The organism is Cupriavidus sp. 05N40, assembly GCF_056397305.1.
In genome coordinates this window covers 54,702-80,890 of the sequence record NZ_JBFTND010000033.1, presented here as the reverse complement: position 1 = coordinate 80,890, position 26,189 = coordinate 54,702, and the positions used below count along the sequence as shown (strand labels likewise).

Genomic DNA, 26,189 nt, shown 5'->3' with positions numbered 1-26,189 from the left:
CCATCATGCAGGACCTAGGACTTTCGCATCTCTGGACGCAAGGCGATTTCGTCATGCGCGCCACCGCCATCATTCTGCTCATCATGTCGCTGGCTTCGTGGATCGTCATCCTCACCAAGGCATGGGATCTTGTCCGCCTGAAGAAGATGGCCCACGGCGCGGAGAAGCGCTTCTGGCATTCCGACGATTTCGACCATGCCCTCGAGACGCTCGGCGGCAACGATGCCAACCCGTTCCGCACGCTCGCCGTGACCGGCAAGGAAGCCACCCAGCACCACCGCGCCAGCCAGCCCCAGCTGCATGACGTGATGGACATTTCCGACTGGCTGACCCGCTCGCTCAAGAGCGCCATCGACGACGCCGTCGCGCGCATGCAGTCCGGCCTGGCAGTGCTGGCATCGGTCGGCTCGACCGCGCCGTTCGTCGGCCTGTTCGGCACCGTCTGGGGCATCTACCATGCACTGATCAATATCGGCGCCTCCGGCGTGCCRACCATCGACAAGGTGGCCGGCCCGGTGGGCGAATCGCTGATCATGACCGCGTTCGGCCTGGCCGTGGCGATCCCGGCAGTGCTGGGCTATAACGCGCTGAGCCGCGGCAACAAGGGCGTGATCTCCAAGCTGAATCGCTTTGCCCACGACCTGCACGCATACTTCGTGACCGGCGCCCGCGTGCGCCCGAGCAATTCCCGTGGCGCCACCGACGATGCCGGCATGCGCCTCGCCGTCAAGAACCAGTAAGGCCGCAGCAAGGCAAGAAGGAAGTCATCATGGCATTCGGTACCCTCGACGGAGACGATGACGAGGTGATGAGCGAGATCAACATGACGCCGCTGGTCGACGTCATGCTGGTGTTGCTGATCATCTTCATCATCACCATTCCCGTGATCAACCACGCGGTCAAGATCGACCTGCCGCGCGCAACCAACACGCCCAACGATCCCAAGCCGCAGAGCATCAACCTGTCGATCGATGCGGCCGGCAAGGTGTTCTGGAACCAGGTCGAGGTGGACGAGGCAGCGCTCGACGCCAACATCTCGGAGGCGGCCCAGCAGCAGCCGCAGCCTGAACTGCACCTGCGCGCCGACCGCGACGTCCGCTACGAACGCGTGGCCGAAGTCATGGCTGCCGCGCAGCACGGCGGGCTGGGCAAGATTGGCTTCATCACCGAGCCCAAGCACTGAGCCGGTTGAAGCAAGCAGCGAAAAGGGCACTCCACGGAGTGCCCTTTTTTATTTGGCGTGATGCCTTTCGTCGCCCTCTCCCCTGCTCTCTTGCAGGGCCTTGTCGCACGCCGCAGACAGCGCCAGGTTTTTGCATCGGGCCATTGAAAAACGCTATTGTAATGATAACGGTTCTCATTTAAGATTAGACCAACTTGAACCCGGTCGTGATGGCGCGCAGCCCGCTTCGCCACCACAGACCACCGGACCGGAGCCTACCGATGAGCACTCTGACCCTGCCGCTGTCGCAACCCGCAGTCACCCGTCGCCGCCTGTCCCTGCGCCGGATCGAGGTCGCCCCTGGCAAGCCCGCGCAAGCGCGGCGCGAGACCACGGCCAGCGCGGCAATCGAATCGATGAAGTCCGCCGTGGCCGCCCTGCCCGCGCGCCTCGAAGCCCTTGTGCGCGACAGCCTGCCCGCCGCGCCGGCGAGCGATGCGGTGCCGCTGGAAACGCTGATGCGCGGCAATAACCTGCTGCCGATCCTGCACAACGGCGAGGTCTACACGCTGCGCATCACGCGCTACGGCAAGCTGATCCTGACGAAGTAAGTCCCCCTGCCGCGCGGTCGCCGCGGCAGCGCATGCCACAAGGAAGGGAAGGAAGGGACTGCGTCGGGAGAAACGCCCGCGGGAACCCGCAGGCAGTGCGCACGGCCGGCAACGGCCGCGGCACGGCAGGCAAGACAGCGATCCGGCGCGGTTGGCGCCAGTGCCGCCGGCAGTGAGCGGGGCTCCCCGCCGGCAGGTGCTTCTACAGCCTTGGGGGCAAGCCTCAGACGCCCACCAGGGCGGCGATGCCGGTGCGCGCGATCTGCGCGTCTTCGGTCGACTTCACGCCCGACACGCCGACGGCGCCCACCACCTGCTCATTGACGATGATGGGCACGCCACCTTCGAGCATGCCTTGCAGCATCGGCGCGGTCATGAACGAGTGACGGCCGTTGTTGATCATGTCTTCGTAGACCTTCGACTCGCGGCGGCCCAGCGACGCCGTGCGCGCCTTCTCGGTGGCGAGGTAGCTCGAGATCGGCGCGGCGCCGTCCAGGCGCAGCAGGGCCAGCAGGTGGCCACCATCATCCACGATGGCGATCGACACCGCCCAGTGGTGATTCTTGGCCTCGACCTCTGCTGCGGCCAGCACCTTTTTCACATCGTCTGCCGTCAGCACGGTTTTTTGCTGCATACCACTCTCCTCGAAATCGGTTCGGTAATTCAGTTCAATGAGCCGGAAGTATAGCGCCCCGGACATTGGCATGACCACGGCACACTGCCTGTGGCCGCCATGAACCCAGGAAAGCAAAAAGCCCGCGCGAGGCGGGCCTTTTGCTGACTGCAGCGCTGCCGTGCGCAACGCTGCCAGAGCTTGTCAGGCTCCGTCGGTGAACTGGTCGCGGCGATCGCCAACCTTGGCGCCGTCGGTGTACGGGTCAACCTTGCCCATCTTGGCGCCATCGGTGAACGGGTCAACCTTGCCCATCTTGGCGCCATCGGTGAACGGGTCAACCTTGCCCATCTTGGCGCCGTCGGTGTAGGGGTCGGCCTTGGCGATGCCAGCGGCGAATGCGGAAGCGGAGAGTGCGGAAAGCGCGGTCAGTGCTACGATCGCCACCAGGCTGTTCTTGATCTTCATGGTCGGATCCTTTTGGGTAGTAGTGTGCTGGAGCGGCACTGGACGAGAACAACTTTGCGGAATCATTTCATCGCAGTGCAACACAGGCAGTGTAGGTGAAAACCCTAATAAAGATCCAGCCAACCGTTTGATGAAACTATTCAAATAATTTGACCCCACTACCAGCGCGGGAACCACCAGCGTTTTGCCGCGTCGGCAGTGCTTTTCCGGGATGCGCCGGAAAAATCAAAGGGCCCCGCGGGGCCCTTTTTTACGATCCGCGCAAGACAGATCGTTCATGCTTATCGCCAGTGGCGATGCTCGTGGCGCCAGTGTCCCGGCGGGCCATAGTCGCCGCGACCGTAGTAGCCGCGACCGTAATAGCCGCGACCATAGTAGCGCGGGCCGTAATAGCCGGGGCCGTAGTAGACCGGGGCCGGACGCACCACGACCGGCGGCGGACCATAGTAGACCGGCGCGGGAGCTACCATCACCGGAGGTGCTGCAATGTACGCGGGCGGCGGATAGTACGCCGGGCCGCCAACCACCACGCCGGGAACACCGACCGCCACGCCGACGCTGACATGCGCCATTRCCGCACCCGATGCCATCACCCCCAGCAATGCAAGTCCTGCGAGCAGCCAACGTTTCATGATCCTTGCCTCTTGCAAGTCGTTATTCGATAAGCCGTATTGTAGGGGCTACCCGAATTCCAGGTGAAACCGGGGGTTCTACATTGTTACGAGGCGTAACAAGCGCCACATATACACATGGCCGCCCCGGCTTGCGGTTGCGTAGCGCGGAGCTTGCATCACCGCGCCCAACCGAACACAATACCGGGCTTGCCGTGCGGCCGTGGAGAAATTGGTAGACTCAGCAGACTTAAAATCTGCCGCCCTTCCGGGCTTACGGGTTCGACCCCCGTCGGCCGCACCAGCAGCATTCCATCCGCTCAGGCCACCGCGCCGCAAAGTAGCGCACCGCCCAACACCAGGAACACGAACAGTGCGCCAGCCAGCGCCAGCGGCTTGCGTCCTGCGCGCAGCAAGGTTCCGATGCGCGTGTGCAGTCCGATCGCCAGCATCGCGCAGGCAAGCAGCCAGTTGTCGAAGGCCAGCAGCGCGGGCTTCCAGTCCTGCGGCACCATGCCGGCGGAATGCACGGCCATGACCGCCACAAACCCGACTGCGAACCACGGCACGGCCTTCAGGATCGCGCGCCAGGGGCGTGCACCGTGCGCGGCCTCGTCTGCGCCTTCGGCATGCGCCTTCGGCCACAATGCCAGCACCAGCAGCAACGGCCCGAGCGCCAGCACCCGCACCATCTTCGCCACCACCGCGGCGTCCGCGGTGGCGTCGCTGACCATCTTGCCCGATGCGATGACCTGCGCCACCTCGTGCAGCGTTGCCCCCGTGTAGATGCCGAACGTGCGCTCGCTGATGGCCCAGTGCCAGTGCTGCGTGGCCAGTTCGAACAGATAGGGATAGAGCAGCATGCCGGCCGTGCCGAACAGTACGACGGTGGCGACTGCCACCGCGGTCTGCCGGTCATCGGTGCGCACCACGGAAGCCACCGCGATGGCCGCGGCAGCGCCGCATACCGCACTGCCCGCGCTCACCAGGATCGCCTCGCGCCGGCTCAGGCCCAGCAGGGAAGTGCCGATCCAGACGCCGACCAGCAGCGTCGCCACGAGCATGGCCAGCGGCACCAGCACGCCGGCCGCGCCCAGATCGACGATGGCGCCGAAAGTCAGCCGCAGCCCGTACAGCGCCACGCCGAGGCGCAGCAACTGCTGGCGGGCCAGCTGCATGCCGGGCGCCAGCGGCGTCAGCCAGCGCTGCGGCAAGGTATTGCCCGCGATCATGCCGGCAAACATCGCCAGCGTCAGCGCGCTCATGCCCAGGTGCGAGACCGCGGGATGCGCCGAGAAGACCATCGCCAGCCAGGCAATGAAGCCTAGCGGGAGCAGTGTCAGTAACCTGGCAGCCCATGAAGGCGGCTCGGCGCCGAGATTGGCAGCTACGGTCGAGGGTGCGGAAGACATGGCAGGCTCGCTATTTATCCCTGCAGCAAGGCGGCTTCGGGACGTATTGGAAGATGACCTCAGAGTACTGAGCCGCCCTAAACCTGTAAAACAGGTAATATCGTTTTACCTTACCTGAATTTCAGATATGAACCAGCGCCCGCTCCGCCTCACCCTGCGCCAGCTTTCCGTCTTTGTCGCCGTAGCGCAGCACGGCAGCACGGTGGCGGCGGCGGAAGCACTGGCCATGTCCCAGTCGGCCGTGAGCGCCGCGCTGGCGGACCTGGAAACCGCGCTGGGCGGCGCGCTCTTCGATCGCGTCGCGCGCCGGCTCAGCATCAATGAAACCGGCCGGATGTTCTTCCCGCGCGCACTGTCGTTGCTCGACCAGGCGCATGAGCTGGAGCGCTTCACCGTCCAGCCCGGCGTGCAGCTGCGCATCGCCGCCAGCAACACCATCGGCAGCTATATCCTGCCCGCCCTGCTGGCTGGCTTTCGCCACGCGCAGAGCGGCCCGTGCACGCTGGACATGCGCATCGGCAATACGCGCGACGTGCTGCAAGCGCTACTGCACTTCGAAGCGGATATCGGCCTGATCGAAGGCACCTGCCACGAACGCGACCTGCGCAGCGCGCACTGGCGCGACGATGTCATGGTGGTGGTGGTAGGCCCTGCGCATCCGCTGGCCGGCAGGCCCGGCGACCTGGCCGCCTTGCGCGACGCCGACTGGGTAGTCCGCGAACCCGGCTCGGGCACGCGCGAGGTCATCGAGCAGCGGCTGGCGCCACTGCTTGGCGAATTGCGCTTTGCGCTGGAACTCGGCAATACCGAAGCCATCAAGCGCGCCGTGATGAGCGGCTACGGCGTGAGCTGCCTGTCGCTGCAGGTGGTGGAAGACGAACTGCGGCGCGGCACGCTGGTAGCGCTGCGCGAAGGCCTGCCCGATGTGGTGAGGCCGCTGCAGCTCGTGGTCCACCAGGACAAGTACCCTACGCAGGGCCTGCTTGCCTTCACCGAGTATCTGCGCCGCGACGCGGCCGCGGAACAGGCCCGCGCGGAACAGGACGGCGCAGCATAGACGTGCTCAGGCCGGCTGCGGATCGGCTTCGCTCTGCTGTTTCGCGTTGTAGCGGTCGAGCAGGTGGAACAGCAGCGGATTGAGCACGATGGACAGCAGCGCGCCGGCCAGGATCAGCGCCTGGCCGCGCTCCGGCAAGATCTTCAGGTAGACGCCGAGGCCGGCGAGAATGAAGGAGAACTCGCCGATCTGGGCCAGGCTGACCGCAATGGTCATGCCGGTGCGCGTGGAATGCCCGAACACGCGCACGATGCACAGCGCTGCCACCGACTTGCCCACCACGATGATAAACAGCGTGGCCAGCACGCCCCACGGATCCGTGATCAGTACCATGGGATTGAACAGCATGCCCACCGACACGAAGAACAGTACCGCGAATGCATCGCGCAGCGGCAGGGACTCCTCCGCCGCGCGATGGCTGAACTCCGATTCGGCCAGCACCATGCCGGCAAAGAACGCGCCCAGCGCGAACGACACGCCGAACAGTGAGTAGGCGCCGAACGCCACGCCCAGCGCCGTGGCCAGCACCGCGAGCCGGAACAATTCGCGGCTGCCGGTCCAGACGATGCGCTCCAGCATCCACGGAATAAAGCGGCGGCCGACCACCAGCATCACCGCGACGAAGGCCGCGACCTTGCCCAGCGTGGAGAACACCGTGAACAGGATCTCGCCGGATCCCGGCGCGGCCGCCGCATCCGCGCCCTCCCCCGCCGGCGCGAGCAAGCCGGCGACCGCCGGCAGCAGCACCAGCGTCAGCACCATCGCGAGGTCTTCCACGATCAGCCAGCCAACGGCGATGCGCCCCTGCGGCGACTCGACCAGGTCGCGCTCCTGCAAGGCCTTGAGCAGCACCACCGTGCTGGCCACCGACAGCGCGAGGCCGAACACCAGGCCCGGCCCCCACTCCCAGCCGAAGCCCCACGCCACGCACATGCCGAGCACCGTGGCAATGGCGATCTGCACCACCGCGCCCGGGATGGCGATCTTCTTCACCGCCATCAGGTCCTTGAGCGAGAAATGCAGGCCAACGCCGAACATCAGCAGGATCACGCCCAGTTCCGCCAACTCCGGCGCCAGCGCCTGGTCCGCGGTGTAGCCCGGCGTATGCGGCCCTACCACGATGCCCGCGCACAGGTAGCCGATCAGCGGGGGCAGCCTGAGCCGGTTGGCCAGCGCACCCAGGATGAATGCCAGGACAAGGCCGCCGACGATCGTGCTGATAAGCGGGGTAGCGTGATGCATGCGTTGTGGATTCCTCGTGGGGTGCCGGGAAGGCATTGACTGGACGGCCCGCCCGCCCCCGCACGGTGCAAATGCCGGGGACCACAAGGCATCCCCGCGCACCGCGGCGTGCGACGCCGGGAGGGCCAGGGAGATACCACGCTGATCGGGGAGAACGGGAACGGAAGTCTTGCAGCAGCCCTCGGGCGCAACGCGGCGCGGTCCATGCGGACGACATGGGCGCGCGCTCCAGGTCGGATAGCCCCTGAACGCCCTGTGAAGACTACGACATGCAATGTAACACGATCATCCGCGCGTCAAAGCGCGGAATCGCCAGGCAATGTGCCCCTATAAGCGCCGAGGCTGGCACTGTGATGCGGATCTGGCCGCGCGCAGCGGCCATGCACGGGACGGGCCGGCCGCGGCTAGGCAGCCGCTGGCGACAGCCGGAAAGTCGCCACCGTATCGCGCAGCCTGTGCGACTGCTCTTCAAGCGATTGCGCGGCCGCTGCGGCCTCTTCCACCAGTGCCGCGTTCTGTTGCGTCACCTCGTCCATCTGCCCGACCGCCTGGTTGACCTGCTCGATACCCGTGCTCTGCTCCCGCGAAGCGGCGGCGATTTCGCTGATGATGTCCGATACGCGCCGCACGGCCTGGCGCAGATCCGTCATGGTCCTGCCGGCGTCCTCGGCCTGCGACGAGCCCTTGCGCACGGTGTCCACCGAGGTATCGATGAGATCCTTGATTTCCCTCGCGGCGCTCGAAGAACGCTGGGCCAGGCTACGCACCTCGCCGGCCACCACCGCGAAGCCCCGCCCCTGTTCGCCGGCACGCGCCGCCTCCACCGCGGCATTGAGCGCCAGGATATTGGTCTGGAAGGCAATGCCTTCGATCAAGTTCGTGATCTCGGCAATGCGGGCGGAACTGGTGCTGATGGCACCCATGGTGTCCACCATCTGCTGCACCGCCGTGGCGCCATGCTCCGCGACGTCTGCGGCGTTATCCGCCAGCCCGCTGGCCTGGCGCGCGTTGTCGGCGTTCTGTCGCACGGTCGCGGTCAGCTGCTCCATGCTGGCTGCGGACTGCTCCAGCGAAGCGGCCTGTTGCTCGGTGCGCGAGGACAAATCCGCGTTGCCGGCCGCAATCTGCTGTGCGGCCGTGCTGACCGAGTCGGTCGACATGCGCACCGCGCGCAGCGCCGATGCGACCCGCTCGATCARATGGTTGAAAGCCACCGCGGTACGCCCGATCTCATCCTTGTGCCGCACCAGGGCCCGGCGGTCGAGATCAAGCGAATCGCTGACATAGCGCAGGGTTTCTTCGATCTCGGCCAGGCTGCCATGGATGCGCCGATAGAGCGAATAACCCATCGCCACGCAGGTCGCGAAGGCAAGGGCGATGATGACCGAGAACATCTTCAGCGCCGCCTCGTAGGCAGCGCCATTGCGCGCGACCACCTCCTCGCCCAGGCCGGCGTTGTAGGCAACGTGTTCGTTGATGGCGGCGCGCAGCTCCACCGCCGCGTCGTACAGCGAGCCGCCCATCAGCATGCCTAGCGCAGTCGCGCTATCGCCGGCAGCGAACCGCTCCAGGAAGCGCTCGCGCTCGGCGCGGTAGCGTTTGGCCGCGGCACGGTCCGCCTCGAGCAGTTTGCGATCGGCGTCACCGGACAGGATGCTGCGCTGATAGTAGGCGAGCTTCTCATCGAAGCTCTTGTCGGCCGCCGCCAGCGCCGCGAGCGCCTCTGCGCGGCCCGCGTCGGTTGGCGACAAGGGATAGAGATAGGTAGCGAGCCGCATGCTGCTGACGGTGTCCCGAAGGTCGCTCAGCGTGCGCACGCTGGCCAGGGTGTTGTCATTGAAATAGGAAAACCGCTCCTGCGCCGAGCGCAATTGCCAGATGCCGTCGAGCCCTACGGCGAGCATGGCGAACAGGAGCAGCGACAAGGTGGCGAGCAGGCGTTGAGTGATATTCATGGCGCATATTCCGGCGCCGCAGGCGCGAACGCCGATCCTCCAGATGGACAATGAAAGGGAACACCCGCGAGCGTGCGCAGGCGCGGCGCGTGCCGCCCCACCCGTTCCCGCAGGCCCAGGACTTCTGCTTGCAAAGCGCGCTTCCGACATCTCCGGATTTGGTGAGCCGTCTTTTGAATGGCTCCTCCTGCCTTTACGGCAAGGAGAGAAAAGCACTGAAGGGTTTTATGGATAAATAGTGAAATTGAACGACAAAGATAGGAGTAATCCGATTTTTTGACGAAGATAGAAAACAGATCACCCCGCGGCAGCAGGACCCCGACGCCCCGGGCAGGGGTCGATTCAGGAATGGCCGAGACTGCCCCCACCCGCGGCGGCAAGGACCGCGCCCGCGCTTGCGGGAGGGCGCGACCACGATCGGGCGCGTCCGCGCCCTGACTTCATCCACCCGGATACGCCCACCACCATCAGTCATGAGGCTGACTGCATGCATGTCGAAGGTCCGGTACGGTGCGCCACGCCACAAATCCGTGAAACTTCTGGTGGATAGCCTGCCCGTCGGCGCTTGCTTAGTCTTACTGGACCCGACCACTGAGGAACGCCATGTCGATCTCACTCACCCTCCGCCCAGTGTCCGTCGCGCGCTTCAGCCTTACTGCGTTGGCACTTGGACTTGCGCTCGGCGCCCAAGCCCAGACCCAAGCTCAGACCCAAGCTCAAGCCCCGGCCGAGATGCCAGCCGTGGCTACCGCGCAAGCGGATGCCTCGATCAAACCGGGAACACAGGTGGAGGTGGCTCCCGTAGCCGTGCAGTCCGAGACCTCGCCGTCGCGGCCGCAATCGATTACTGCTCCGGCCGAGGTGTTTGCTCCGCCACTGGCCATCCCCCGGGCTGCACTTCCGCCGGCGGAACCAGCCCAGGCACAGGCCGAGGCCCCGCAATCACCGCCTGCGGCCGCCGTTGCGGATACGCCTGCCCCGACGATGCCACGCCCGCCATTGATGGCGACGAGATCGCAACCGATGACACCGCGAACGGTGGGCGGTGTCACCTATATCTGCGGTGGCTCGGATAGCGAGGAGAACGAGCAGTTGACGCGCCTGGAGGAGCAGTACAACCTCGGCGTGGTCTTTACCGAGGGCCCGAATGGCGTATCCGCGACGGACGTGGATGTACGACTGCGCCGGCATGGCAGGGTGCTGGCATCCATCCCGGCGACAGGCCCGCGCTGCCTATTCAAGCTGCCGCCCGCAGACTACCGCGTGGAGGCCACTTACAAGGAACGCATGCAATACGTGATCGTGGAGACCGGGTCCATGGGGACAGGCTTGCGCTGGTAATCGCGTCCTGCCCTGATGCATATCGGGGATGTGGAGGACATGGCGGACATGGCAAGCAAGGATGGCCGGCATTGCGCACAACACCGGCGCCGGAAAGCAAAAAGCGCCACCGGCTAGGGTGGCGCTTTTTGCTTGAATCCTGGAGGCGGGGGTCGGAATCGAACCGGCGTACACGGCTTTGCAGGCCGCTGCATGACCACTCTGCCACCCCGCCGGGTGACTTGCTGCTGGATTGTAGCCGCAATCGCCCGACCCTGCCGGGGCCGCGCCTTGCGCACCATCATCACAAACAAAAAGGGAAGCGGCGCTTCCCTTTGGGATTTGGAGCGGGAGACGAGTCTCGAACTCGCGACCTCAACCTTGGCAAGGTTGCGCTCTACCAACTGAGCTACTCCCGCATTACATACCGCATAACTACTAAAAGTCGACCCGGATAATACACGGCATCGGCCGTCACCATCGAATCTGGCAAAAACTGGAGCGGGAGACGAGTCTCGAACTCGCGACCTCAACCTTGGCAAGGTTGCGCTCTACCAACTGAGCTACTCCCGCATGTTCCTGCTGACTTCTGAGCTAAAACGCAACTTCTGACCCGATATTGCTGCCATCTCGATGCGTTCTTGCTGCATTTCGCTTCGTTCGGTTTGTTTCGTCAGAAGCGAGAACAGGATTATTGCAAACCGGAACACCCTCGTCAAGCATATTTTTCACCGAGCCATTATTTTTGTGCGGTGGCTTCTCCGCCCAGCCGGCTACGCTCCCGGATCTGCGGCCAGGCGAGCTTCATGTAATAGAACATCGACCACAGCGTCAGCACGGCGGCCACATAGATCATCCACGTACCGAGCACCGAGGCGTCGACGATGCCGAGCAGGCTGTCATTGAACAACAGCAAGGGGATGGCGATCATCTGGAAAGTCGTCTTGAGCTTGCCGAGGAAATTGACGGCCACGCTCTTGGAAGCGCCGATCTGCGCCATCCATTCGCGCAGGGCCGAAATGGTGATCTCGCGGCCGATGATCACCAGTGCGATCAGGTCGGCGACGCGGCCCAGCGCCAGCAGCGAGAGCAGTGCCGCCGCCACCATCAGCTTGTCGGCCACCGGGTCGAGGAAGGCGCCGAATGACGAAGTCTGGTTCCAGCGCCGGGCAAGGAAGCCGTCCAGCCAGTCGGTGACCGCCGCCACGATGAAGAAACCGGCGGCCGTCATGTTCTTGGCGTGCATCGGGAGCCACGCCTCGGGCAGGTAGTACACCCCCACCACGAGAGGAATCATGGCAACGCGGAGCCAGGTCAGCAAGATCGGAATATTCAGCGGCATTGGGGGCTCGAAACGAGACAACGGCGATGGGTAACTCCGCGATTGTCGCCTATTTCAACGCCAGCCGAGCATTTCGCGCCGCGCGCGGCGCGCGCGGGTCCGAATCAATGCAGCTGGCGGTAGATTTCCTCGGCCAGCGCATGCGAGATGCCGTCGACACTCGCGATCTCGTCGATGCTGGCTGCCATGACCCCGCGCAAGCCGCCGAAGCGGGTCAGCASCTTCTGCCTGCGACGCGCCCCGACGCCTTCGATCTCCTCCAGCCGCGAGGTGGTGCGCGCCTTGGCGCGGCGCGCGCGCATGCCGGTAATGGCGAAGCGGTGCGCCTCGTCGCGTATCTGCGCGACCAGCATCAGCGCCGCGCTGCCCTGCCCCAGTTCCAGCGACGGCCGTCCGTCGGCGAACACCAGCGTCTCCAGCCCGACCTTGCGGCCCTCGCCCTTGGCAACGCCGACCAGCAGGCCGATATCGAGACCAAGCTCCTCGAACACCTGGCGCGCCACTTCGACCTGGCCCTTGCCGCCGTCGATCAGCACCACGCTGGGCACCAGCGCACCGGCGGCATCGCCCTGGCCGCCATCGACACCGGCCTCGCGCGCCTGCTCCAGCATCTCCACCAGTTTCTGGTAGCGGCGCGTAAGCACCTGGCGCATGGCGGCATAGTCGTCGCCCGGCGTGATGTCCTGGATGTTGTAGCGGCGATATTCCGCGTTCTGCATCTCGTGATGATGGAACACCACGCAGGATGCCTGCGTGGCTTCGCCGGCGGTATGGCTGATGTCGAAGCACTCCACGCGCAGCAGCGCCAGGTCTTCCATGTCGAGAGCGATGGTCTCGGCCAGCGCGCGCGTGCGGGCTTGCTGGCTGCCCTGCTCGGCAAGCCGGCGCGACAGCGCCAGGGCGGCGCCCTGCTGCGCCATCTCGAGCCAGGCGCGGCGCTGCCCCTGCGGCTGGCGCACCAGCGTGACCTTGCGCCCGGCCTGCATCGACAGGGCCTGCAGCAGCGCCCTGTCCGGCGGCAGGTGGCTCACTACCAGGATCGGCGGCACGGCCTGGTCGAGGTAATGCTGGGCCATGAAGGCAGACAACACTTCGGCGGCGATGCGCTCCGCCGCGATGCCTGCGGGGGCCTCGGCGCCTGCCTCGCTGCCGGCACCGGCCTCGGCGTCCTCATCCTCGACGATCATCGCGCCTTCTTCCACGTGCGCAGGGAAATAGGCCTTGTCGCCGAGATGCCGGCCACCGCGCACCATCGCCAGGTTGACGCAGGCACGGCCGCCTTCCACGGCTACCGCCAGCACATCGATATCGCTGGCCTGGCCGACTTCCTCCACCGCCTGGCGCTTGAGCACCGTGGACAGCGCACCGATCTGGTCGCGCACCGCCGCCGCCTGCTCGAACTCGAGCCGCCCGGCATGCTCTTCCATCTTGGCCTGCAGGCCTTCCAGCACCTCGCTCTGGCGGCCCTGCAGGAAGCGCGCCGCATTGCTGACGTCACGCGCATAGTCTTGCTCGCTGATGGCGTTGACGCAGGGCGCGGTGCAGCGGTGGATCTGGTGCAGCAGGCAGGGCCGCGTGCGGTTGGTGAAGACAGTGTCCTCGCAGGTGCGCAACTGGAACACGCGCTGCAGGATCTGCATGCTCTCGCGCACCGCATGCGCGCTCGGGAACGGCCCGAAGTACTGGTGCTTGCGATCCGTCGCGCCGCGGTAGTAGGCCATGCGCGGAAAGCGGTGGCTGGTCAGCTTGACGAAGGGATAGGATTTGTCGTCGCGGAACAGGATGTTGTAGCGCGGCGCCAGTGCCTTGATCAGATTGTTTTCCAGCAGCAGCGCCTCGGCCTCGGTGCGCACCACGGTGGTCTCGATGCGCACGATCTTGGCCACCATCAGGGCGATGCGCGGCGACGGCAGGTTCTTGTTGAAGTAGCTCGAGACACGCTTCTTCAGGTCGCGCGCCTTGCCGACGTAGAGCACATTGCCCTGCGCATCGAAGTAGCGATAGACCCCCGGCAGGCCGGGCAGCTGCGCGATCGCCGCCTTGGGATCGAACTGTGGCTCGGGCGCGGCCGCGTGGCCGGGCTCGGCAGCCGCCGGGGCGGGCGTGCCTGGATTCTGGATTTCGGGTTCCGGCAGGGACATCGGGTGGGAATCGACCGTGTGGAAGCGGCCGGTCAGCGCACGGCCGGCAGGCGACGGCGCGACAGGCTCTAAAATCGCAAGTTTAGAGCAATTCCTTGTCGCCTCACGCCGCCATGACCACCCGCCCCGACCGCACCGTCCGCTCATGGGACATCTTCTGCACCGTCATCGACAACTTCGGCGATATCGGTGTCTGCTGGCGGCTGGCGCGCCAGCTTGCGCAGGAGCACGGCCACGCCGTGCGGCTGTGGGTGGACGACCTGCATAGCTTCGCGCGGCTGGCGCCGGGCCTCGACGTGAACGCCGGACAGCAGGAACTGGCCGGCGTGACGATCCGCCCATGGCGGCGGCYCGACCAGGAGAGCGGGCAGGACAGCGCCGCGCGCTTCGCCGGCGTCGTGCCGCACGACGCGGTGRTCGAATCGTTCGCATGCGACCTGCCGGCGACATTTCTTGGCGCCATGGCTGCGCGCATGCCCAGGCCGGCCTGGATCAACCTCGAATACCTGAGCGCCGAGACATGGGTGCGGGAGCACCATCGCATGAGCTCGCCCCATCCGCGCCTGCCGCTGGTGAAGTATTTTTTCTTCCCGGGCTTCGAGCCCGGCACCGGCGGGCTGTTGCGCGAGTCCATGCTTGGCACGCAGCGCGAGCATCTGCGCGCCGCGCCTGCCGCCCAGGCCGCGCTGTGGCACCGGCTTGGCACGCGCCCCATCGACGGCGCGCTCAAGGTCAGCCTGTTCGCCTACCCCAACGCGGCCCTGCCGTCGTTGCTGGCGCAGTGGCGCGACGGCGCGGAGCCGGTGCAGTGCCTGGTGCCGGCCGGCCTCGCCGCCGAGCAGGCGAGCGCCTGGTTCGGCACGCCCGGTGCCAGGCCGGGCGACACCTTTTCCACCGGCAACCTGACGGCCCACGTGGTGCCGTTTGTGCGCCAGGAGCACTACGACGAGCTCCTGTGGCTGTGCGATGTCAACTTCGTGCGCGGCGAGGATTCCTTTGTCCGCGCGCAATGGGCGGGCCAACCGCTGGTCTGGCATATCTACCCGCAGGAAGACGCGGCGCACCTGGTCAAGCTGAATGCCTTTCTCGACCTCTTCACGCAACGGCTCGAGCGTGCCGGCAACGGGGCGGCGGCAGCGGCGTTCGCGGCGTTCTGGCGCGCATGGAATGCGCCTGGCGATTCACTCGACTGGCCAGCATTTCGCCTGCATTTGCCGGTGCTGCGCGAGGCGACCGAGCAATGGCAGCGCAGCCTGCAGCACCTCGGCGATCTGGCGGCAAATCTCGTGGGCTTCTGCGAAAATCAGGTAAAATAATCGGTTGATTTGATGGCGACCGGCCGGAAAACGGGGGAACGCGCAGAAGATGACAGTGGCACCCGCCACCGCATCGGCAGCGGAACCTGGGCGTACTGGACGGGCCGCGTGCGCACGGCCACCGCCGTGCGCTGGCAGCGCGCCTTCGCCACACCGAATTCCGAGACAATTTTTTCAGGAAAACAGTTCAGATGAAAACCGCACAAGAACTCCGCGTCGGCAACGTATTCATGATCGGCACCGACCCGATGGTCGTGCAGAAGGCCGAGTACAACAAGTCGGGCCGCAACTCCGCCGTGGTCAAGATGAAGTACAAGAATCTGCTGACCGAAGCCCCGGGCGAGTCCGTCTTCAAGGCCGACGACAAGTTCGAAGTCGTGATGCTGGATCGCCGCGAATGCACCTACTCGTACTTCGCCGACCCGATGTACGTGTTCATGGACACCGAATTCAACCAGTACGAAGTCGAGCAGGACAGCATGGGCGACTCGCTGAACTACCTCGAAGACGGCATGAACGTCGAAGTGGTGTTCTACAACGACAAGGCCATCTCGGTGGAAATGCCCACCACGCTGGTGCGCGAGATCATCTACACGGAACCGGCCGTCAAGGGCGACACCTCGTCGGGCAAGGTGCTCAAGGGCGCCAAGATCAACACCGGCTTCGAGCTGCAAGTGCCGCTGTTCTGCAACATCGGCGACAAGATCGAAATCGACACCCGTACCGGCGAATACCGCAGCCGCGCAAACTAAGCGCAGCTGGTTCGCCGCTGCCCTCGCGGGCAGCGCAACGGCAAAAAAGGGCAGCCTCGGCTGCCCTTTTTGTTTCCCCGCACCGCAGCGCGGCTACCCGCCCGCGGCTTGCGGGTCGTCACGCGATCAGGCCGTGCCCTTTCAGCTCGCGCACGGCGACGGCGTAGTCGGGATCCTGCATCAGCTTGTTCCACGGCAGTGGCTTGCGGCGGCCAAACAGCTTGCGGATACGGCGCTGCGACGCCTTGCCGGCATCGACGTCGAGTTCGTTGAGCAACTGGTCGGCGCGCTCCGGATGATTGCAGATCAGCACCATATCGCAACCGGCAGCGAGTGCCGCGCGCGCGGCCTCGGTGACCGTGCCCGCAACGCTGGCGCCCTCCATGCTCAGGTCATCGCTGAAGATGACGCCCTCGAAACCAAGCTGGGTCCGCAGCACGTCCTGCAGCCAGTAGCGCGAGAAGCCCGCCGGGTTCGGATCGACCTTCGGATAGATGACGTGCGCCGGCATCACCGACGACAGCGTCATGCCCATCCACTCGTAGGGACGCGCATCCTGCGCGAGGATCTCGTCGAGGCTGCGCTCGTCCACCGGCACCGCCACGTGCGAGTCCGCGGCGACAAAGCCGTGGCCGGGGAAATGCTTGCCACAGTTCGCCATGCCGGCGAGCAGCAGGCCGTGGGTCAGGTGGTTGGCCAGCATGGTCACCACGCGCGGATCGGCGTGGAAGGCCCGGTCGCCGATCACGGCGCTGCGGCCATAGTCCAGGTCCAGCACCGGCGTGAAGCTCAGGTCGATATCGCAAGCGCGCAACTCGGCCGCCAGCACGTAGCCGCAATGCACGGCAGCCTTGGTCGCGGCAAGCACGTCGCGGTCCCACAGCTCGCCCAGGCGACCCATGGCCGGCAGGTGCGTGAAGCCGTCGGTCCTGGCGCGCTGCACGCGGCCGCCTTCGTGATCGATGCAGATCAGCACGTCCTCGCGCACGGCACGGATCTCATGCGTCAGCGCCTGCAGCTGCGCACGCGACTCGAAGTTGCGCGCGAACAGGATCACGCCGCCGGTGAGCGGATGGGAGATGCGGCGGGTGTCTTCGGCATCGAGGTGCTTGCCCTTGACATCGAGTACGACGGGGCCCGGCCGCTTGCCGGAAATCTTCTTGATCATTGGGATTATTCGCTAGGCTGGGAAGCGAGCGGCAGCGCGCCGGGAGCGCCGGCGCCACCAAGCTCTGCGATCGCAAAGGCGACCGCGTATTCGTGTTCGTCGCTGACACTGACCCGCACCGTCACGCCGCGTTCCCGCAGCCAGGCATCCAGTTCGCCATGGCAGTGCGGATACGGCTCGCCGGACGGCAGGTTCAGCAGCTCCATCGCGCGCCACGTCATCGGCCAGCGCATGCCCAGCCCGATGGCCTTGGAAAAGGCCTCCTTGGCGGCAAAGCGCGTGGACAGGAAGGCGAGGCCGCGCTTCTCCGAACGCGCGCGGCGCGCATGGTATTTCTGCAGTTCCTGCGGCCCGAGCACCTTCTCGGCAAAGCGCCCGCGCGTGCGCTCCATCACGCCTTGCACGCGGTTGATCTGGATGATGTCGGTGCCGATGCCGTAGATCACGCTGCTGCGTCCGGGCGCGGATAGGTGGTGCCGAGGCGCGCAGCGACCATGATGGCCTTCATCTCGCGCACGGCGTTCTGCCAGCCGACGAAGACCGCATGCGCGACGATGGCGTGGCCGATATTGAGTTCCTTGATGCCGTGCATGGCGGCGACCGGCTGCACGTTGGTGTAGTGCAGGCCGTGGCCGGCATTGACCACCAGGCCAAGCCGCACGCCGGTATCGACGCCTTCGGCCACACGCTGCAGTTCCGTGGCCTGCTCGGCCGGCGTGTGCGCATCGGCATAGCGCCCGGTGTGCAACTCCACCACCGGCGCGCCGCAAGCGGCGGCCGCTTCGATCTGCTCGGCCTGCGCATCGATGAACAGCGACACGCGGATGCCCGCGTCGGCCAGTTGGCGGCAGGCTGCCTTGACCTGCTCGAAGCGCCCCGCCACATCGAGCCCGCCCTCGGTGGTGACCTCCTCGCGCCGCTCGGGCACGAGGCAGACATCCTGCGGCCGGATCGCGCAGGCGATGTCGAGCATCTCCTGGGTGATCGCGCACTCCAGGTTCATGCGCGTGGCCAGTAGCGGGCGCAGCGCGTGCACGTCGGCATCGCGGATATGGCGACGGTCTTCGCGCAGGTGCAGCGTGATCAGGTCGGCGCCGGCCTGCTCGGCCTGCAGCGCGGCCTGGATGGGATCGGGATAGACCGTGCCGCGCGCGTTGCGCAGCGTGGCCACGTGGTCGATGTTGACGCCAAGGTCGATGACGCCGGGATGCGCGTGGAAAATCATGCGGACGGACTCAGAGATAGTGCAGGTCGATCAGGATCTGGCGCGTCTTCAGCGGCGCGCCTTGCAGATAATAATGCAGCAGGAAGCGCATCAGCGCACGGCTTTGCGTCACCGTCTGCGCCCGGCGGTAGTCGTCCTGCGACATATCGAGCAGCGTCTGCCCGGAAACCACCGGCCAGGACGACGGATCGCTGGGCTGTGCGCGGCGCACGCCGCGCTCCGGCTGGTACACGTAGTCCAGCCCGGGCTCCACCGCCTCGCCAGAATTCGCGCATTGGTCGAAGGCCACGGCAAAGCCGGTCTCCTGCAGCAGCACGCGCTCGAAGCCGCGCAGCACCAGGCCGGCCTGCTCGCCGTGCGCGAGCCGCGTGAGCGTGGCCATGTACTGGCGGAACAGCGCCACGTGGGCGTCTTCGCGCGGGCAGAAACGCAGCAGCAGTTCGTTGAGATAGAAACCCGAGAGCAAGGCGTCGCTGGCCAGCGGCAGCATGCCGCCGACCCACTCAGCGCGTGTCAGCGTCTTGACCTCGCCGCGCCCGCTCCATGACAGCGAGATCGGCTGGAAATGCTGGAGCACCGGGCGCAGCGCCGAATGCGGGCGCTTGGCGCCCTTGGCGACCATGGCCATGCGCCCGTGGTCACGCGTGAACACGTCGAGGATCAGGCTGGTTTCGCGGTAAGGCCAGGCGTGCAGTACGAAGCCCGGCTGGTTGGCTACGCGCAACTCGGTGCGCGCCGGGACGATGCGCAGCGCGCGGTCCATCATGGCGCGCTGCTCGGCCACCGCCATGCCGGGCACGGCCTGGCTGCCCAGCAGCTCGGCGGCTTCTTCCGCCACCGGATCGACGCGGCGGGCCTTCAGTGCAGGCCCGCCCGCTCTGTCATTCATAGCCGTAGGCGCGCAATCCAGCTTCGTTGTCGGCCCAGCCGCTCTTCACCTTGATGAACATTTCCAGGTAGACCTTGCCGTCGAACAGCTTTTCCATGTCGATGCGGGCTTCGGTGGAAATGGTCTTGAGCTTGGCGCCCTTGTTGCCGATGATCATGGCCTTGTGGCCATCGCGCTCGACCAGGATGGTGGCGAAGATGCGCCGCAGCCTGCCTTCGGTCTCGAACTTCTCGATGACGACCGTGCTGGTGTACGGCAGTTCGTCGCCGGTCCAGCGGAACACCTTCTCGCGGATGATTTCCGAGGCCATGAAGCGCTCGCTGCGATCGGTCATGGAATCGGCGTCGTACATCGGCTCGCCCTCCGGCAGGTAGGGCCGGATGATGGCGAGCAGGCGGTCGATGTGGTCTTGCGTCTTGGCCGACATCGGCACCACTTCCGTGAACTGGAACTGATGCCCCATCTTCTCGAGGAAGGGCATCATCACCTCAGCCCGGTCCGCGCCGAGGCGGTCCAGCTTGTTGGTGATGAGCAGCACCGGCACCTTCTTGGGCAGCAGGGACAGCACCTTCTCGTCATCGGGGCCGTAGTGGCCAGCCTCGACCACGAACAGCACCAGGTCCACGCTCGACAGCGTGGACGTCACCGCACGGTTCAGCGAACGGTTCAGCGCGCTGGCGTGCCGCGTCTGGAAACCCGGCGTGTCGACGAAGACGTACTGCGCGTCATCCGTGGTCTGGATGCCGACGATGCGGTGGCGCGTGGTCTGCGCCTTGCGCGAAGTGATGCTGACCTTCTGTCCGACCAGCGCATTCATCAGTGTGGACTTGCCGACGTTGGGACGCCCGACAATGGCCACGGTGCCGCAGCGGAACGCAGCGGTTGGGGTACCCGCGGCGTCTGGCCGCGGATCGGTAGATTCGGTCATTCCTTCAACCTGAGAGACAACTGGGGATCGGGTGGCACCGGCTGCTTGCGCGTCTTGCCGGTGCGCTCGGCCCGGCTGCGCTTGAGCAGCTGGGGCACGAGCTTCTGCACCTCGTCGAGCGCCAGCTTGGCGGCAGCCTGTTCGGCCGCGCGGCGCGACGCGCCGGTACCGAACACCCGCACTTCCAGTTTAGGCACGGTGCACTCGACTTCAAACTGCTGGTTATGCGCGGCGCCGTGGGTGGCGATCACGTTATATTGCGGCAGGGCGATCTTGTGGCCTTGCAGGTACTCCTGCAACAGCGTCTTGGCATCCTTGCCCAGCGTGCGCGGATCGACCTGCTCGAGAATCGGGATATACAACTTGCGGATCAGGGTGCGTGCGCCCTCGAAACCGGCATCGAGGAACACGGCACCGACGATCGCTTCCAGTGCATCGGCAAGGATCGAGGGACGGCGGAAGCCGCCGCTCTTGAGTTCGCCCTCGCCCAGGCGCAGCGCCTCGGACAGCTGGAGCATCTGCGCGATCTCGTACAGCGCCTGCTGCTTGACCAGGTTGGCCCGCACGCGGGACAGATCGCCCTCGTCGAGCTTGCTGAACATGCCGTACAGCATATCGGCCACGGCGCAGTTGAGCACCGAATCGCCCAGGAACTCAAGGCGTTCGTTGTGCAAGGCACTGTGGCTGCGGTGCGTCAGCGCCTGCTGCAGCAATTCTGGCTTGCTGAAGCGGTAGCCGAGGCGTTGCTGTAAGGCGTCGAGGTTCATGTCAGTACTGCGTTCCCGAGTAGGTAATCAAAAGGCTCAGCGGGCCGTATAGCGGCACCTCGTTGCGGTAGGAAAATCCCACCGAGCGGATCGTGCCGTTGTCATCCTCGTGGATATCCAGATCGTCGCTGCGCACGGCGGTAATACGGTCGATCTGCGCCTGCTTACTGAAATAGTCGGCAATTTCGCGCTTGTTGGATGCCTGCTGCTTGGCATAACTGACCGCGCGTTTGACCGAGAAATACTCCAGCAGGCTCGGTATCGCCCTGACCGCCGGGATCACCACGCCCCCAACGACCAGGATAACGACGAGCAAGCTGCCCATCGAGAAGCCGCGCCGCCTGTCATTCCCCGCCAGGCGCGCCCGCCCCCCGACTGCACCAACTACCTGACCCGATCGACCCATAATGCGCTTTCCCTCGCTTGACTGGAGTGGTTATTCGCGCCGCGGGGATGCTACTTGAACGATCCCACGCGTCCGATATTGCCGAGGTTCATCCAGATCAGGAACGCCTTGCCGACGATATTCTGATCGGGCACGAAGCCCCAGTAACGTGAATCCAGGCTGTTGTCGCGATTGTCGCCCATCACGAAATAGTGACCCTGCGGTACCTTGCAGGTCAGCCCCTGCTGATTGTAAGTGCAGTTCTCGTGGAACGGAAAATCCGGATCGGCGCCGGAGACGAAGGCGGGACGATCCGTGTCGTTCAGGATACCGTGCACGGGGCCGTCCGGCAGTTTCTCCTGGAAGTGCTTGGAGTACGACAAGCGCTCCTCGTCGAGGTAGTCCGGCAGCGCGCTGTATTCGGCCGGCTTGCCGTTGATGGTCAGGCGCTTGTTCTGGTAGCTCACCACGTCGCCCGGCACGCCGATCACACGCTTGATGTAGTCGAGCGACTGGTCCTTCGGGTAGCGGAATACCATCACGTCGCCGCGCTGGGGCTCACCCACCGCCATGATCTTCTTGTTCACCACCGGCAGACGGATGCCGTAGTCGTACTTGTTGACCAGGATGAAGTCGCCGATCAGCAAGGTCGGGATCATCGAGCCGGACGGGATCTTGAAGGGCTCGACCACGAACGATCGCAGCACGAACACGGCCAGGATCACCGGGAAGAAGCTCGCCGAATACTCCAGCCACCAGGGCTGGCGCAGCTTTTCCTCCGCCAGGCGGCTGCGCGATGTATCGATCTCGCCGACGCCGTAGCGGCCCTGCAGGTCAGTCCTGCGCGCATCGAACTCGGCCAGCGCGGCCTGGGCGGACACCCGCCGCTGCTTCTCGAACACCAGCTTGTCGGCCATCCAGGCAACGCCCGTGATGACCACCAGCACAAAAAGAATCAGTGCAAAATTCATGACGGCTAGATCTTGGTGATGTTTTGTTAGAGTCTGCTTCGCCAACGGCCGGGCCGACCGGCCCCGCCGCTTTCTTTTATTTGTCGCTCACCTGCAGGATCGCCAGGAATGCTTCCTGGGGAATCTCCACCGTGCCCACCTGCTTCATGCGCTTCTTGCCCGCCTTCTGCTTCTCGAGCAGCTTCTTCTTGCGCGAGATATCGCCGCCGTAGCACTTGGCCAGSACGTYCTTGCGCAGCGCCTTGACGTTCTCGCGCGCGATGATGTTCGCGCCGATGGTGGCCTGGATGGCCACGTCGTACATCTGGCGCGGGATGATCTCGCGCATCTTAGAGACGACCTCGCGGCCGCGGTACTGCGAGTTGCTCCGGTGCACGATCACCGACAGCGCATCGACCTTGTCGCCATTGATCAGGATGTCGACCTTGACCACGTCGGCGGCACGGTACTCCTTGAACTCGTAGTCCATCGAGGCGTAGCCGCGCGACACCGACTTGAGCCGGTCGAAGAAGTCCATGACGATTTCCGCCATGGGGATCTCGTACGTGAGCTGCACCTGCTTGCCGTGGTAGCTCATGTTGATCTGCGTGCCGCGCTTCTGCGTGCACAGCGTGATCACCGAGCCCACGTAATCCTGCGGCATGTACAGATTGACCGTGACGATCGGCTCGAGGATGTTCTCGATGCGGCTCGGGTCCGGCATCTTGGCCGGGTTTTCCACCGTCAGCATGGTGCCGTCGCGCATCTGGACCTGGTACACCACCGTCGGCGCGGTGGTGATCAGGTCCATGTCGAATTCGCGCTCCAGGCGCTCCTGCACGATCTCCATGTGCAGCAGGCCGAGGAAGCCGCAGCGGAAGCCGAAGCCCAGCGCCTGCGACACTTCGGGCTCGTACTGCAGCGACGCGTCGTTGAGCTTGAGCTTCTCCAGCGATTCGCGCAGCGCTTCGTACTGGTTGGATTCGACCGGGTACAGGCCGGCGAACACCTGCGGCTTGACTTCCTTGAAGCCCGGCAGCGGCGCGGTGGCCTTGCGCGCCATGGTGGTGATGGTATCGCCCACCTTGGCGGCCTTCAGTTCCTTGATGCCGGCGATGACGAAACCCACCTGCCCCGCCGTCAGCGACTCGCGCTGCAGCGACTTGGRCGAGAACACGCCGACCTGCTCGACCAGGTGCTGCGAGCCAGTGGCCATCAGCAGCACCTTGTCCTTGGGCTTGAGGACGCCGTTGACCACGCGCACCAGCATCACCACGCCGACGTAGTTGTCAAACCACGAGTCGATGATCAGCGCCTGCAGCGGCGCGTCCACGTCGCCCTTGGGGGCGGGCACGCGCGCGATCATGGCCTCGATCACGTCCTCCACCCCGACCCCGGTCTTGGCCGAGCACGGCGTGGCATCCTGCGCATCGATCCCGATCACTTCCTCGATCTCGCGGATGGCGTTTTCCGGATCGGCCTGCGGCAGGTCGATCTTGTTGAGCACCGGCACCACTTCCACGCCGAGTTCGATCGCCGTGTAGCAGTTGGCGACAGTCTGCGCTTCCACGCCCTGCGAGGCGTCCACCACCAGCAGCGCGCCTTCGCAGGCGGACAGCGAGCGGCTGACTTCATAGCTGAAGTCGACGTGTCCCGGCGTGTCGATCAGGTTCAGGTTGTAGACCTTGCCGTCGCGCGCCTTGTAGCTCAGCGCCGCGGTCTGGGCCTTGATGGTAATGCCGCGCTCCTTCTCGATGTCCATCGAGTCGAGCACTTGCGCTTCCATCTCGCGATCGGACAGGCCCCCGCAGAGTTGGATGATGCGGTCGGCCAGGGTCGATTTGCCGTGGTCGATGTGAGCGATGATCGAGAAGTTGCGGATATGGTCCATCTGATGTTCAGGGGTGCGCCATGTCTGGCCGCGATGTGCCCGCTTGAGCACTTCGGGTAGCGCAGCAATTATGGTCGGCCCGGGACAGGCACCCCGCAGGGGCACGCAGCTCGGGGCCGCAGGTTGGTGACGCTGAGTTTGCGCCAAAGTGCGATTTTACCGTACTTTCAAGGACTTCCGTATTGCGAAATGGCGCGCCGCGCCCCGGGCGGCGGCCTGTCAGTCCGCCTGCCCCGCGAGCCATGCCCGCACGCGTGGCGCATCGAGGAAATAGTGGCACAACTCCTCGCCGGCACCGGCGGGCACGCCGGTCATCAACACCGGCACCAGTTCGCCGAACCGTGCCTCGGTGGCGGCGTCGCCATCCACGTCCACCTCATGCAGGACAAAGGAAAAATCGCGCCGGAGCGGCTCCAGCGCGACCTTCATGTCCTCGCACAGATGGCAGTAGGTCCTGCCATACAGCGTGAGATCCGCCATCGGGGCGATGCCTAGCGCGAAGACACCGTGCTCGGGCGCAGCGTGAGCACCTGGGTGGCGTCGCCGCGCCTGACGAACACCGCGGCGATCTTGCCCTTGTCCAGGGCCTTGACCAGTTCGTTGAACTGGCGCGGGCTGGTCACGTCGCTGTCGCCCAGCCGCAGGATGATGTCGCCCGGGCGGATGCCGGCGCGCTGGGCCGGGCCATCGGCCTGCTCGACTTCCACCCCGGACTTGATCTTGAGCTCCTTGAGCTTGGTGTCGGGAATCTCGTTGACGATCAGGCCCAGCGCATTGGGCTTGGCCACCGGCGCATTGCTCTCGTCGCGCGGCGCATTGCCGCCGCGCGTCTTGACCTTGTTGTCGGCGTCCAGCTCGGCCACGGTGATGCTGACCTCGCGCGTCGCGCCCTTGCGCCACAACTGCAGCGGCACGCGCGTGCCCGGCTTGATATCGCCGACCATGCGCGGCAGGTCCGAAGCCTTCTCGATATCGCGGCCGTTGAACTTCAGGATGATGTCGCCGGCTTCGATCCCCGCCTTCTCGGCCGGGCCGCCGGGCTCCACGCTGCCCACCAGCGCGCCCCGGGCACGGCCCAGGCCGAGCGAGTCGGCGACTTCCTTGGTCACGCCCCCGATCGCCACCGCGATGCGCCCGCGCGTGACTTTGCCGTTCGCCTTGAGCTGCTCGGTCACGCGCATCGCTTCGTCGATGGGAATCGCGAAGGAAATGCCCATGTAGCCACCGCTGCGGCTGTAGATCTGCGAATTGATGCCGATCACTTCACCACGCAGGTTGATCAGCGGGCCGCCAGAATTGCCCGGATTGACCGCGACATCCGTCTGGATGAACGGCAGGTAATCCCCCGTATCGCGGCCCTTGGCGGAGACGATGCCGGCGGTCACGCTGTTGTCCAGGCCGAACGGCGAACCGATCGCCAGCACCCATTCACCCGCGCGCACCTTGTCGGAATCGCCCAGCATCAGCTTGGGCAGGCCGGTGGCATCCACCTTCAGCAACGCCACATCGGTGCGCTTGTCCGAGCCGATCAGCTTGGCCTTGAACTCGCGCTTGTCGGGCAGGGTGACGTAGATGGTTTCCGCATCCGCCACCACGTGGGCGTTGGTCATCACATAGCCGTCCTGGCTGATGACGAAGCCGGACCMCACCCCGCGGCTCTGCTCCTCGCCCTGGGGCGGCTGGCTGCGGCGCGGCGTGCCCGGCGGCGTGGGCGTGCCGGGCATCGGCACGCCGAAGAAGCGGCGGAAGAACTCCGCCATCTCGTCGTCCTCGGGGCTGGAGTTGTTGCCACGCGCGCGCACCCGCTCCGTGGTGCGGATATTGACGACGGCCGGACCCGCCTTTTCGACCAGGTCGGTGAAATCGGGCAGGCCATAGGATGGCGCGGCGGCCTGGGCGTGGCTCAGTTCTGCGACCAGCGGCACAAAGGCGAGAATGGCAGCCATGAGCACGGTCCGAGCCAAGGCTGGAGATCTTGGTGACA

General features: G+C 65.4%; 27 protein-coding genes and 4 tRNA genes. 9 read left to right on the top strand and 22 right to left on the bottom strand.

What is annotated here, in order from left to right:
* Window positions 1-5 precede the first annotated feature (5 nt).
* The 3 genes from AC1DO7_RS10365 to AC1DO7_RS10355 all read left to right on the top strand — a co-directional run bounded on the left by AC1DO7_RS10365 (window position 6) and on the right by AC1DO7_RS10355 (window position 1,773).
* The gene (locus AC1DO7_RS10365) at window positions 6-740 is read left to right on the top strand and encodes a MotA/TolQ/ExbB proton channel family protein (protein ID WP_441619451.1); all 735 of its coding nucleotides are present in this window, start codon (window positions 6-8) and stop codon (window positions 738-740) included.
* A gap of 29 nt (window positions 741-769) precedes the next feature.
* Window positions 770-1,183 (top strand): ExbD/TolR family protein, encoded by a 414-nt coding sequence (locus AC1DO7_RS10360; protein WP_441619450.1) that lies wholly within the window; start codon window positions 770-772, stop codon window positions 1,181-1,183.
* A 260-nt stretch (window positions 1,184-1,443) separates the two neighbouring features.
* Window positions 1,444-1,773 carry a hemin uptake protein HemP gene (locus AC1DO7_RS10355; RefSeq protein WP_441619448.1) on the top strand — a complete coding sequence of 110 codons (330 nt, stop codon included), beginning with the start codon at window positions 1,444-1,446 and terminating at the stop codon, window positions 1,771-1,773.
* Between the two features lie 223 nt (window positions 1,774-1,996).
* Here the strand turns inward: AC1DO7_RS10355 and AC1DO7_RS10350 are convergent, their stop codons facing one another.
* The 3 genes from AC1DO7_RS10350 to AC1DO7_RS10340 form a co-directional block, all read right to left on the bottom strand.
* Complete coding sequence (locus AC1DO7_RS10350) at window positions 1,997-2,407, bottom strand: heme-binding protein (protein WP_441619447.1); 411 nt, start codon at window positions 2,405-2,407, stop codon at window positions 1,997-1,999.
* Between the two features lie 183 nt (window positions 2,408-2,590).
* Entirely contained in the window at window positions 2,591-2,854 is a 264-nt protein-coding gene (locus AC1DO7_RS10345; protein WP_441619445.1) for a hypothetical protein, read from the bottom strand.
* A gap of 281 nt (window positions 2,855-3,135) precedes the next feature.
* Complete coding sequence (locus AC1DO7_RS10340) at window positions 3,136-3,486, bottom strand: hypothetical protein (RefSeq protein WP_477116070.1); 351 nt, start codon at window positions 3,484-3,486, stop codon at window positions 3,136-3,138.
* 196 nt (window positions 3,487-3,682) lie between these two features.
* Between AC1DO7_RS10340 and AC1DO7_RS10335 the strand changes: the two genes are divergently transcribed.
* Window positions 3,683-3,769: transfer RNA gene (locus tag AC1DO7_RS10335), tRNA-Leu, on the top strand.
* A gap of 16 nt (window positions 3,770-3,785) precedes the next feature.
* On the opposite strand, the gene AC1DO7_RS10330 is transcribed toward AC1DO7_RS10335, so the two are convergent.
* Complete coding sequence (locus AC1DO7_RS10330) at window positions 3,786-4,877, bottom strand: YeiH family protein (RefSeq protein WP_441619442.1); 1,092 nt, start codon at window positions 4,875-4,877, stop codon at window positions 3,786-3,788.
* Window positions 4,878-5,004: 127 nt separating this feature from the next.
* On the opposite strand from AC1DO7_RS10330, the gene AC1DO7_RS10325 reads away from it, so the two are divergent.
* Window positions 5,005-5,934 carry a LysR family transcriptional regulator gene (locus AC1DO7_RS10325; protein WP_441619441.1) on the top strand — a complete coding sequence of 310 codons (930 nt, stop codon included), beginning with the start codon at window positions 5,005-5,007 and terminating at the stop codon, window positions 5,932-5,934.
* 6 nt (window positions 5,935-5,940) lie between these two features.
* Here the strand turns inward: AC1DO7_RS10325 and AC1DO7_RS10320 are convergent, their stop codons facing one another.
* Window positions 5,941-7,176: a cation:proton antiporter domain-containing protein gene (locus tag AC1DO7_RS10320; protein ID WP_441619439.1), complete on the bottom strand. Its 1,236-nt coding sequence runs from the start codon at window positions 7,174-7,176 to the stop codon at window positions 5,941-5,943.
* A gap of 404 nt (window positions 7,177-7,580) precedes the next feature.
* A complete protein-coding gene (locus tag AC1DO7_RS10315; RefSeq protein WP_441619437.1) occupies window positions 7,581-9,131 on the bottom strand; it encodes a methyl-accepting chemotaxis protein in 1,551 nt (516 codons plus the stop codon).
* 50 nt (window positions 9,132-9,181) lie between these two features.
* Here AC1DO7_RS10315 and AC1DO7_RS10310 point away from each other — a divergent pair, with 50 nt between their 5' ends.
* Window positions 9,182-9,370, top strand: a complete 189-nt coding sequence (locus AC1DO7_RS10310) for a hypothetical protein (protein WP_441619435.1) — start codon at window positions 9,182-9,184, stop codon at window positions 9,368-9,370.
* Between the two features lie 784 nt (window positions 9,371-10,154).
* Complete coding sequence (locus tag AC1DO7_RS10305) at window positions 10,155-10,472, top strand: hypothetical protein (RefSeq protein WP_441619433.1); 318 nt, start codon at window positions 10,155-10,157, stop codon at window positions 10,470-10,472.
* Window positions 10,473-10,612: 140 nt separating this feature from the next.
* On the opposite strand, the gene AC1DO7_RS10300 is transcribed toward AC1DO7_RS10305, so the two are convergent.
* From AC1DO7_RS10300 to uvrC, 5 genes are all read right to left on the bottom strand, one after another.
* Window positions 10,613-10,686 (bottom strand) — tRNA-Cys (locus AC1DO7_RS10300).
* 108 nt (window positions 10,687-10,794) lie between these two features.
* Window positions 10,795-10,870 (bottom strand) — tRNA-Gly (locus AC1DO7_RS10295).
* 78 nt (window positions 10,871-10,948) lie between these two features.
* Window positions 10,949-11,024: transfer RNA gene (locus tag AC1DO7_RS10290), tRNA-Gly, on the bottom strand.
* A gap of 166 nt (window positions 11,025-11,190) precedes the next feature.
* On the bottom strand, window positions 11,191-11,793 hold the full coding sequence (gene pgsA, locus AC1DO7_RS10285; RefSeq protein ID WP_441619431.1) for a CDP-diacylglycerol--glycerol-3-phosphate 3-phosphatidyltransferase: 603 nt from the start codon (window positions 11,791-11,793) through the stop codon (window positions 11,191-11,193).
* Between the two features lie 104 nt (window positions 11,794-11,897).
* Entirely contained in the window at window positions 11,898-13,934 is a 2,037-nt protein-coding gene (gene uvrC / locus AC1DO7_RS10280; protein ID WP_477116069.1) for an excinuclease ABC subunit UvrC, read from the bottom strand.
* 113 nt (window positions 13,935-14,047) lie between these two features.
* On the opposite strand from uvrC, the gene earP reads away from it, so the two are divergent.
* Entirely contained in the window at window positions 14,048-15,250 is a 1,203-nt protein-coding gene (gene earP, locus AC1DO7_RS10275) for an elongation factor P maturation arginine rhamnosyltransferase EarP (RefSeq protein WP_477116068.1), read from the top strand.
* A 191-nt stretch (window positions 15,251-15,441) separates the two neighbouring features.
* Window positions 15,442-16,002, top strand: coding sequence for an elongation factor P (efp, locus tag AC1DO7_RS10270; protein ID WP_441619425.1), 561 nt, complete (start codon window positions 15,442-15,444; stop codon window positions 16,000-16,002).
* A gap of 118 nt (window positions 16,003-16,120) precedes the next feature.
* Here the strand turns inward: efp and nagZ are convergent, their stop codons facing one another.
* The 11 genes from nagZ to AC1DO7_RS10215 all read right to left on the bottom strand — a co-directional run bounded on the left by nagZ (window position 16,121) and on the right by AC1DO7_RS10215 (window position 26,151).
* Entirely contained in the window at window positions 16,121-17,170 is a 1,050-nt protein-coding gene (gene nagZ / locus AC1DO7_RS10265) for a beta-N-acetylhexosaminidase (RefSeq protein ID WP_441619423.1), read from the bottom strand.
* A 5-nt stretch (window positions 17,171-17,175) separates the two neighbouring features.
* Complete coding sequence (acpS, locus tag AC1DO7_RS10260) at window positions 17,176-17,616, bottom strand: holo-ACP synthase (RefSeq protein ID WP_441619421.1); 441 nt, start codon at window positions 17,614-17,616, stop codon at window positions 17,176-17,178.
* Window positions 17,613-18,395, bottom strand: coding sequence for a pyridoxine 5'-phosphate synthase (gene pdxJ / locus AC1DO7_RS10255; RefSeq protein WP_441619419.1), 783 nt, complete (start codon window positions 18,393-18,395; stop codon window positions 17,613-17,615). The genes acpS and pdxJ overlap by 4 nt, the downstream gene beginning before the upstream one ends.
* A 10-nt stretch (window positions 18,396-18,405) precedes the next feature.
* Window positions 18,406-19,284, bottom strand: a complete 879-nt coding sequence (gene recO / locus AC1DO7_RS10250) for a DNA repair protein RecO (RefSeq protein ID WP_441619417.1) — start codon at window positions 19,282-19,284, stop codon at window positions 18,406-18,408.
* Window positions 19,277-20,212 carry a GTPase Era gene (era, locus tag AC1DO7_RS10245; RefSeq protein ID WP_441619415.1) on the bottom strand — a complete coding sequence of 312 codons (936 nt, stop codon included), beginning with the start codon at window positions 20,210-20,212 and terminating at the stop codon, window positions 19,277-19,279. Before era ends, recO begins: the two co-directional genes overlap by 8 nt.
* Window positions 20,209-20,979, bottom strand: coding sequence for a ribonuclease III (gene rnc, locus AC1DO7_RS10240; protein ID WP_020205117.1), 771 nt, complete (start codon window positions 20,977-20,979; stop codon window positions 20,209-20,211). Before rnc ends, era begins: the two co-directional genes overlap by 4 nt.
* 1 nt (window position 20,980) lies before the next feature.
* Complete coding sequence (locus AC1DO7_RS10235; protein WP_441619413.1) at window positions 20,981-21,304, bottom strand: DUF4845 domain-containing protein; 324 nt, start codon at window positions 21,302-21,304, stop codon at window positions 20,981-20,983.
* A gap of 131 nt (window positions 21,305-21,435) precedes the next feature.
* The gene (lepB, locus tag AC1DO7_RS10230; protein ID WP_441619411.1) at window positions 21,436-22,335 is read right to left on the bottom strand and encodes a signal peptidase I; all 900 of its coding nucleotides are present in this window, start codon (window positions 22,333-22,335) and stop codon (window positions 21,436-21,438) included.
* 76 nt (window positions 22,336-22,411) lie between these two features.
* On the bottom strand, window positions 22,412-24,205 hold the full coding sequence (lepA, locus tag AC1DO7_RS10225) for a translation elongation factor 4 (protein WP_477116067.1): 1,794 nt from the start codon (window positions 24,203-24,205) through the stop codon (window positions 22,412-22,414).
* Window positions 24,206-24,424: 219 nt separating this feature from the next.
* Complete coding sequence (locus AC1DO7_RS10220) at window positions 24,425-24,685, bottom strand: glutaredoxin family protein (protein WP_441619407.1); 261 nt, start codon at window positions 24,683-24,685, stop codon at window positions 24,425-24,427.
* An 11-nt stretch (window positions 24,686-24,696) separates the two neighbouring features.
* Complete coding sequence (locus AC1DO7_RS10215; RefSeq protein WP_477116066.1) at window positions 24,697-26,151, bottom strand: DegQ family serine endoprotease; 1,455 nt, start codon at window positions 26,149-26,151, stop codon at window positions 24,697-24,699.
* Between the last annotated feature and the right edge of the window lie 38 nt (window positions 26,152-26,189).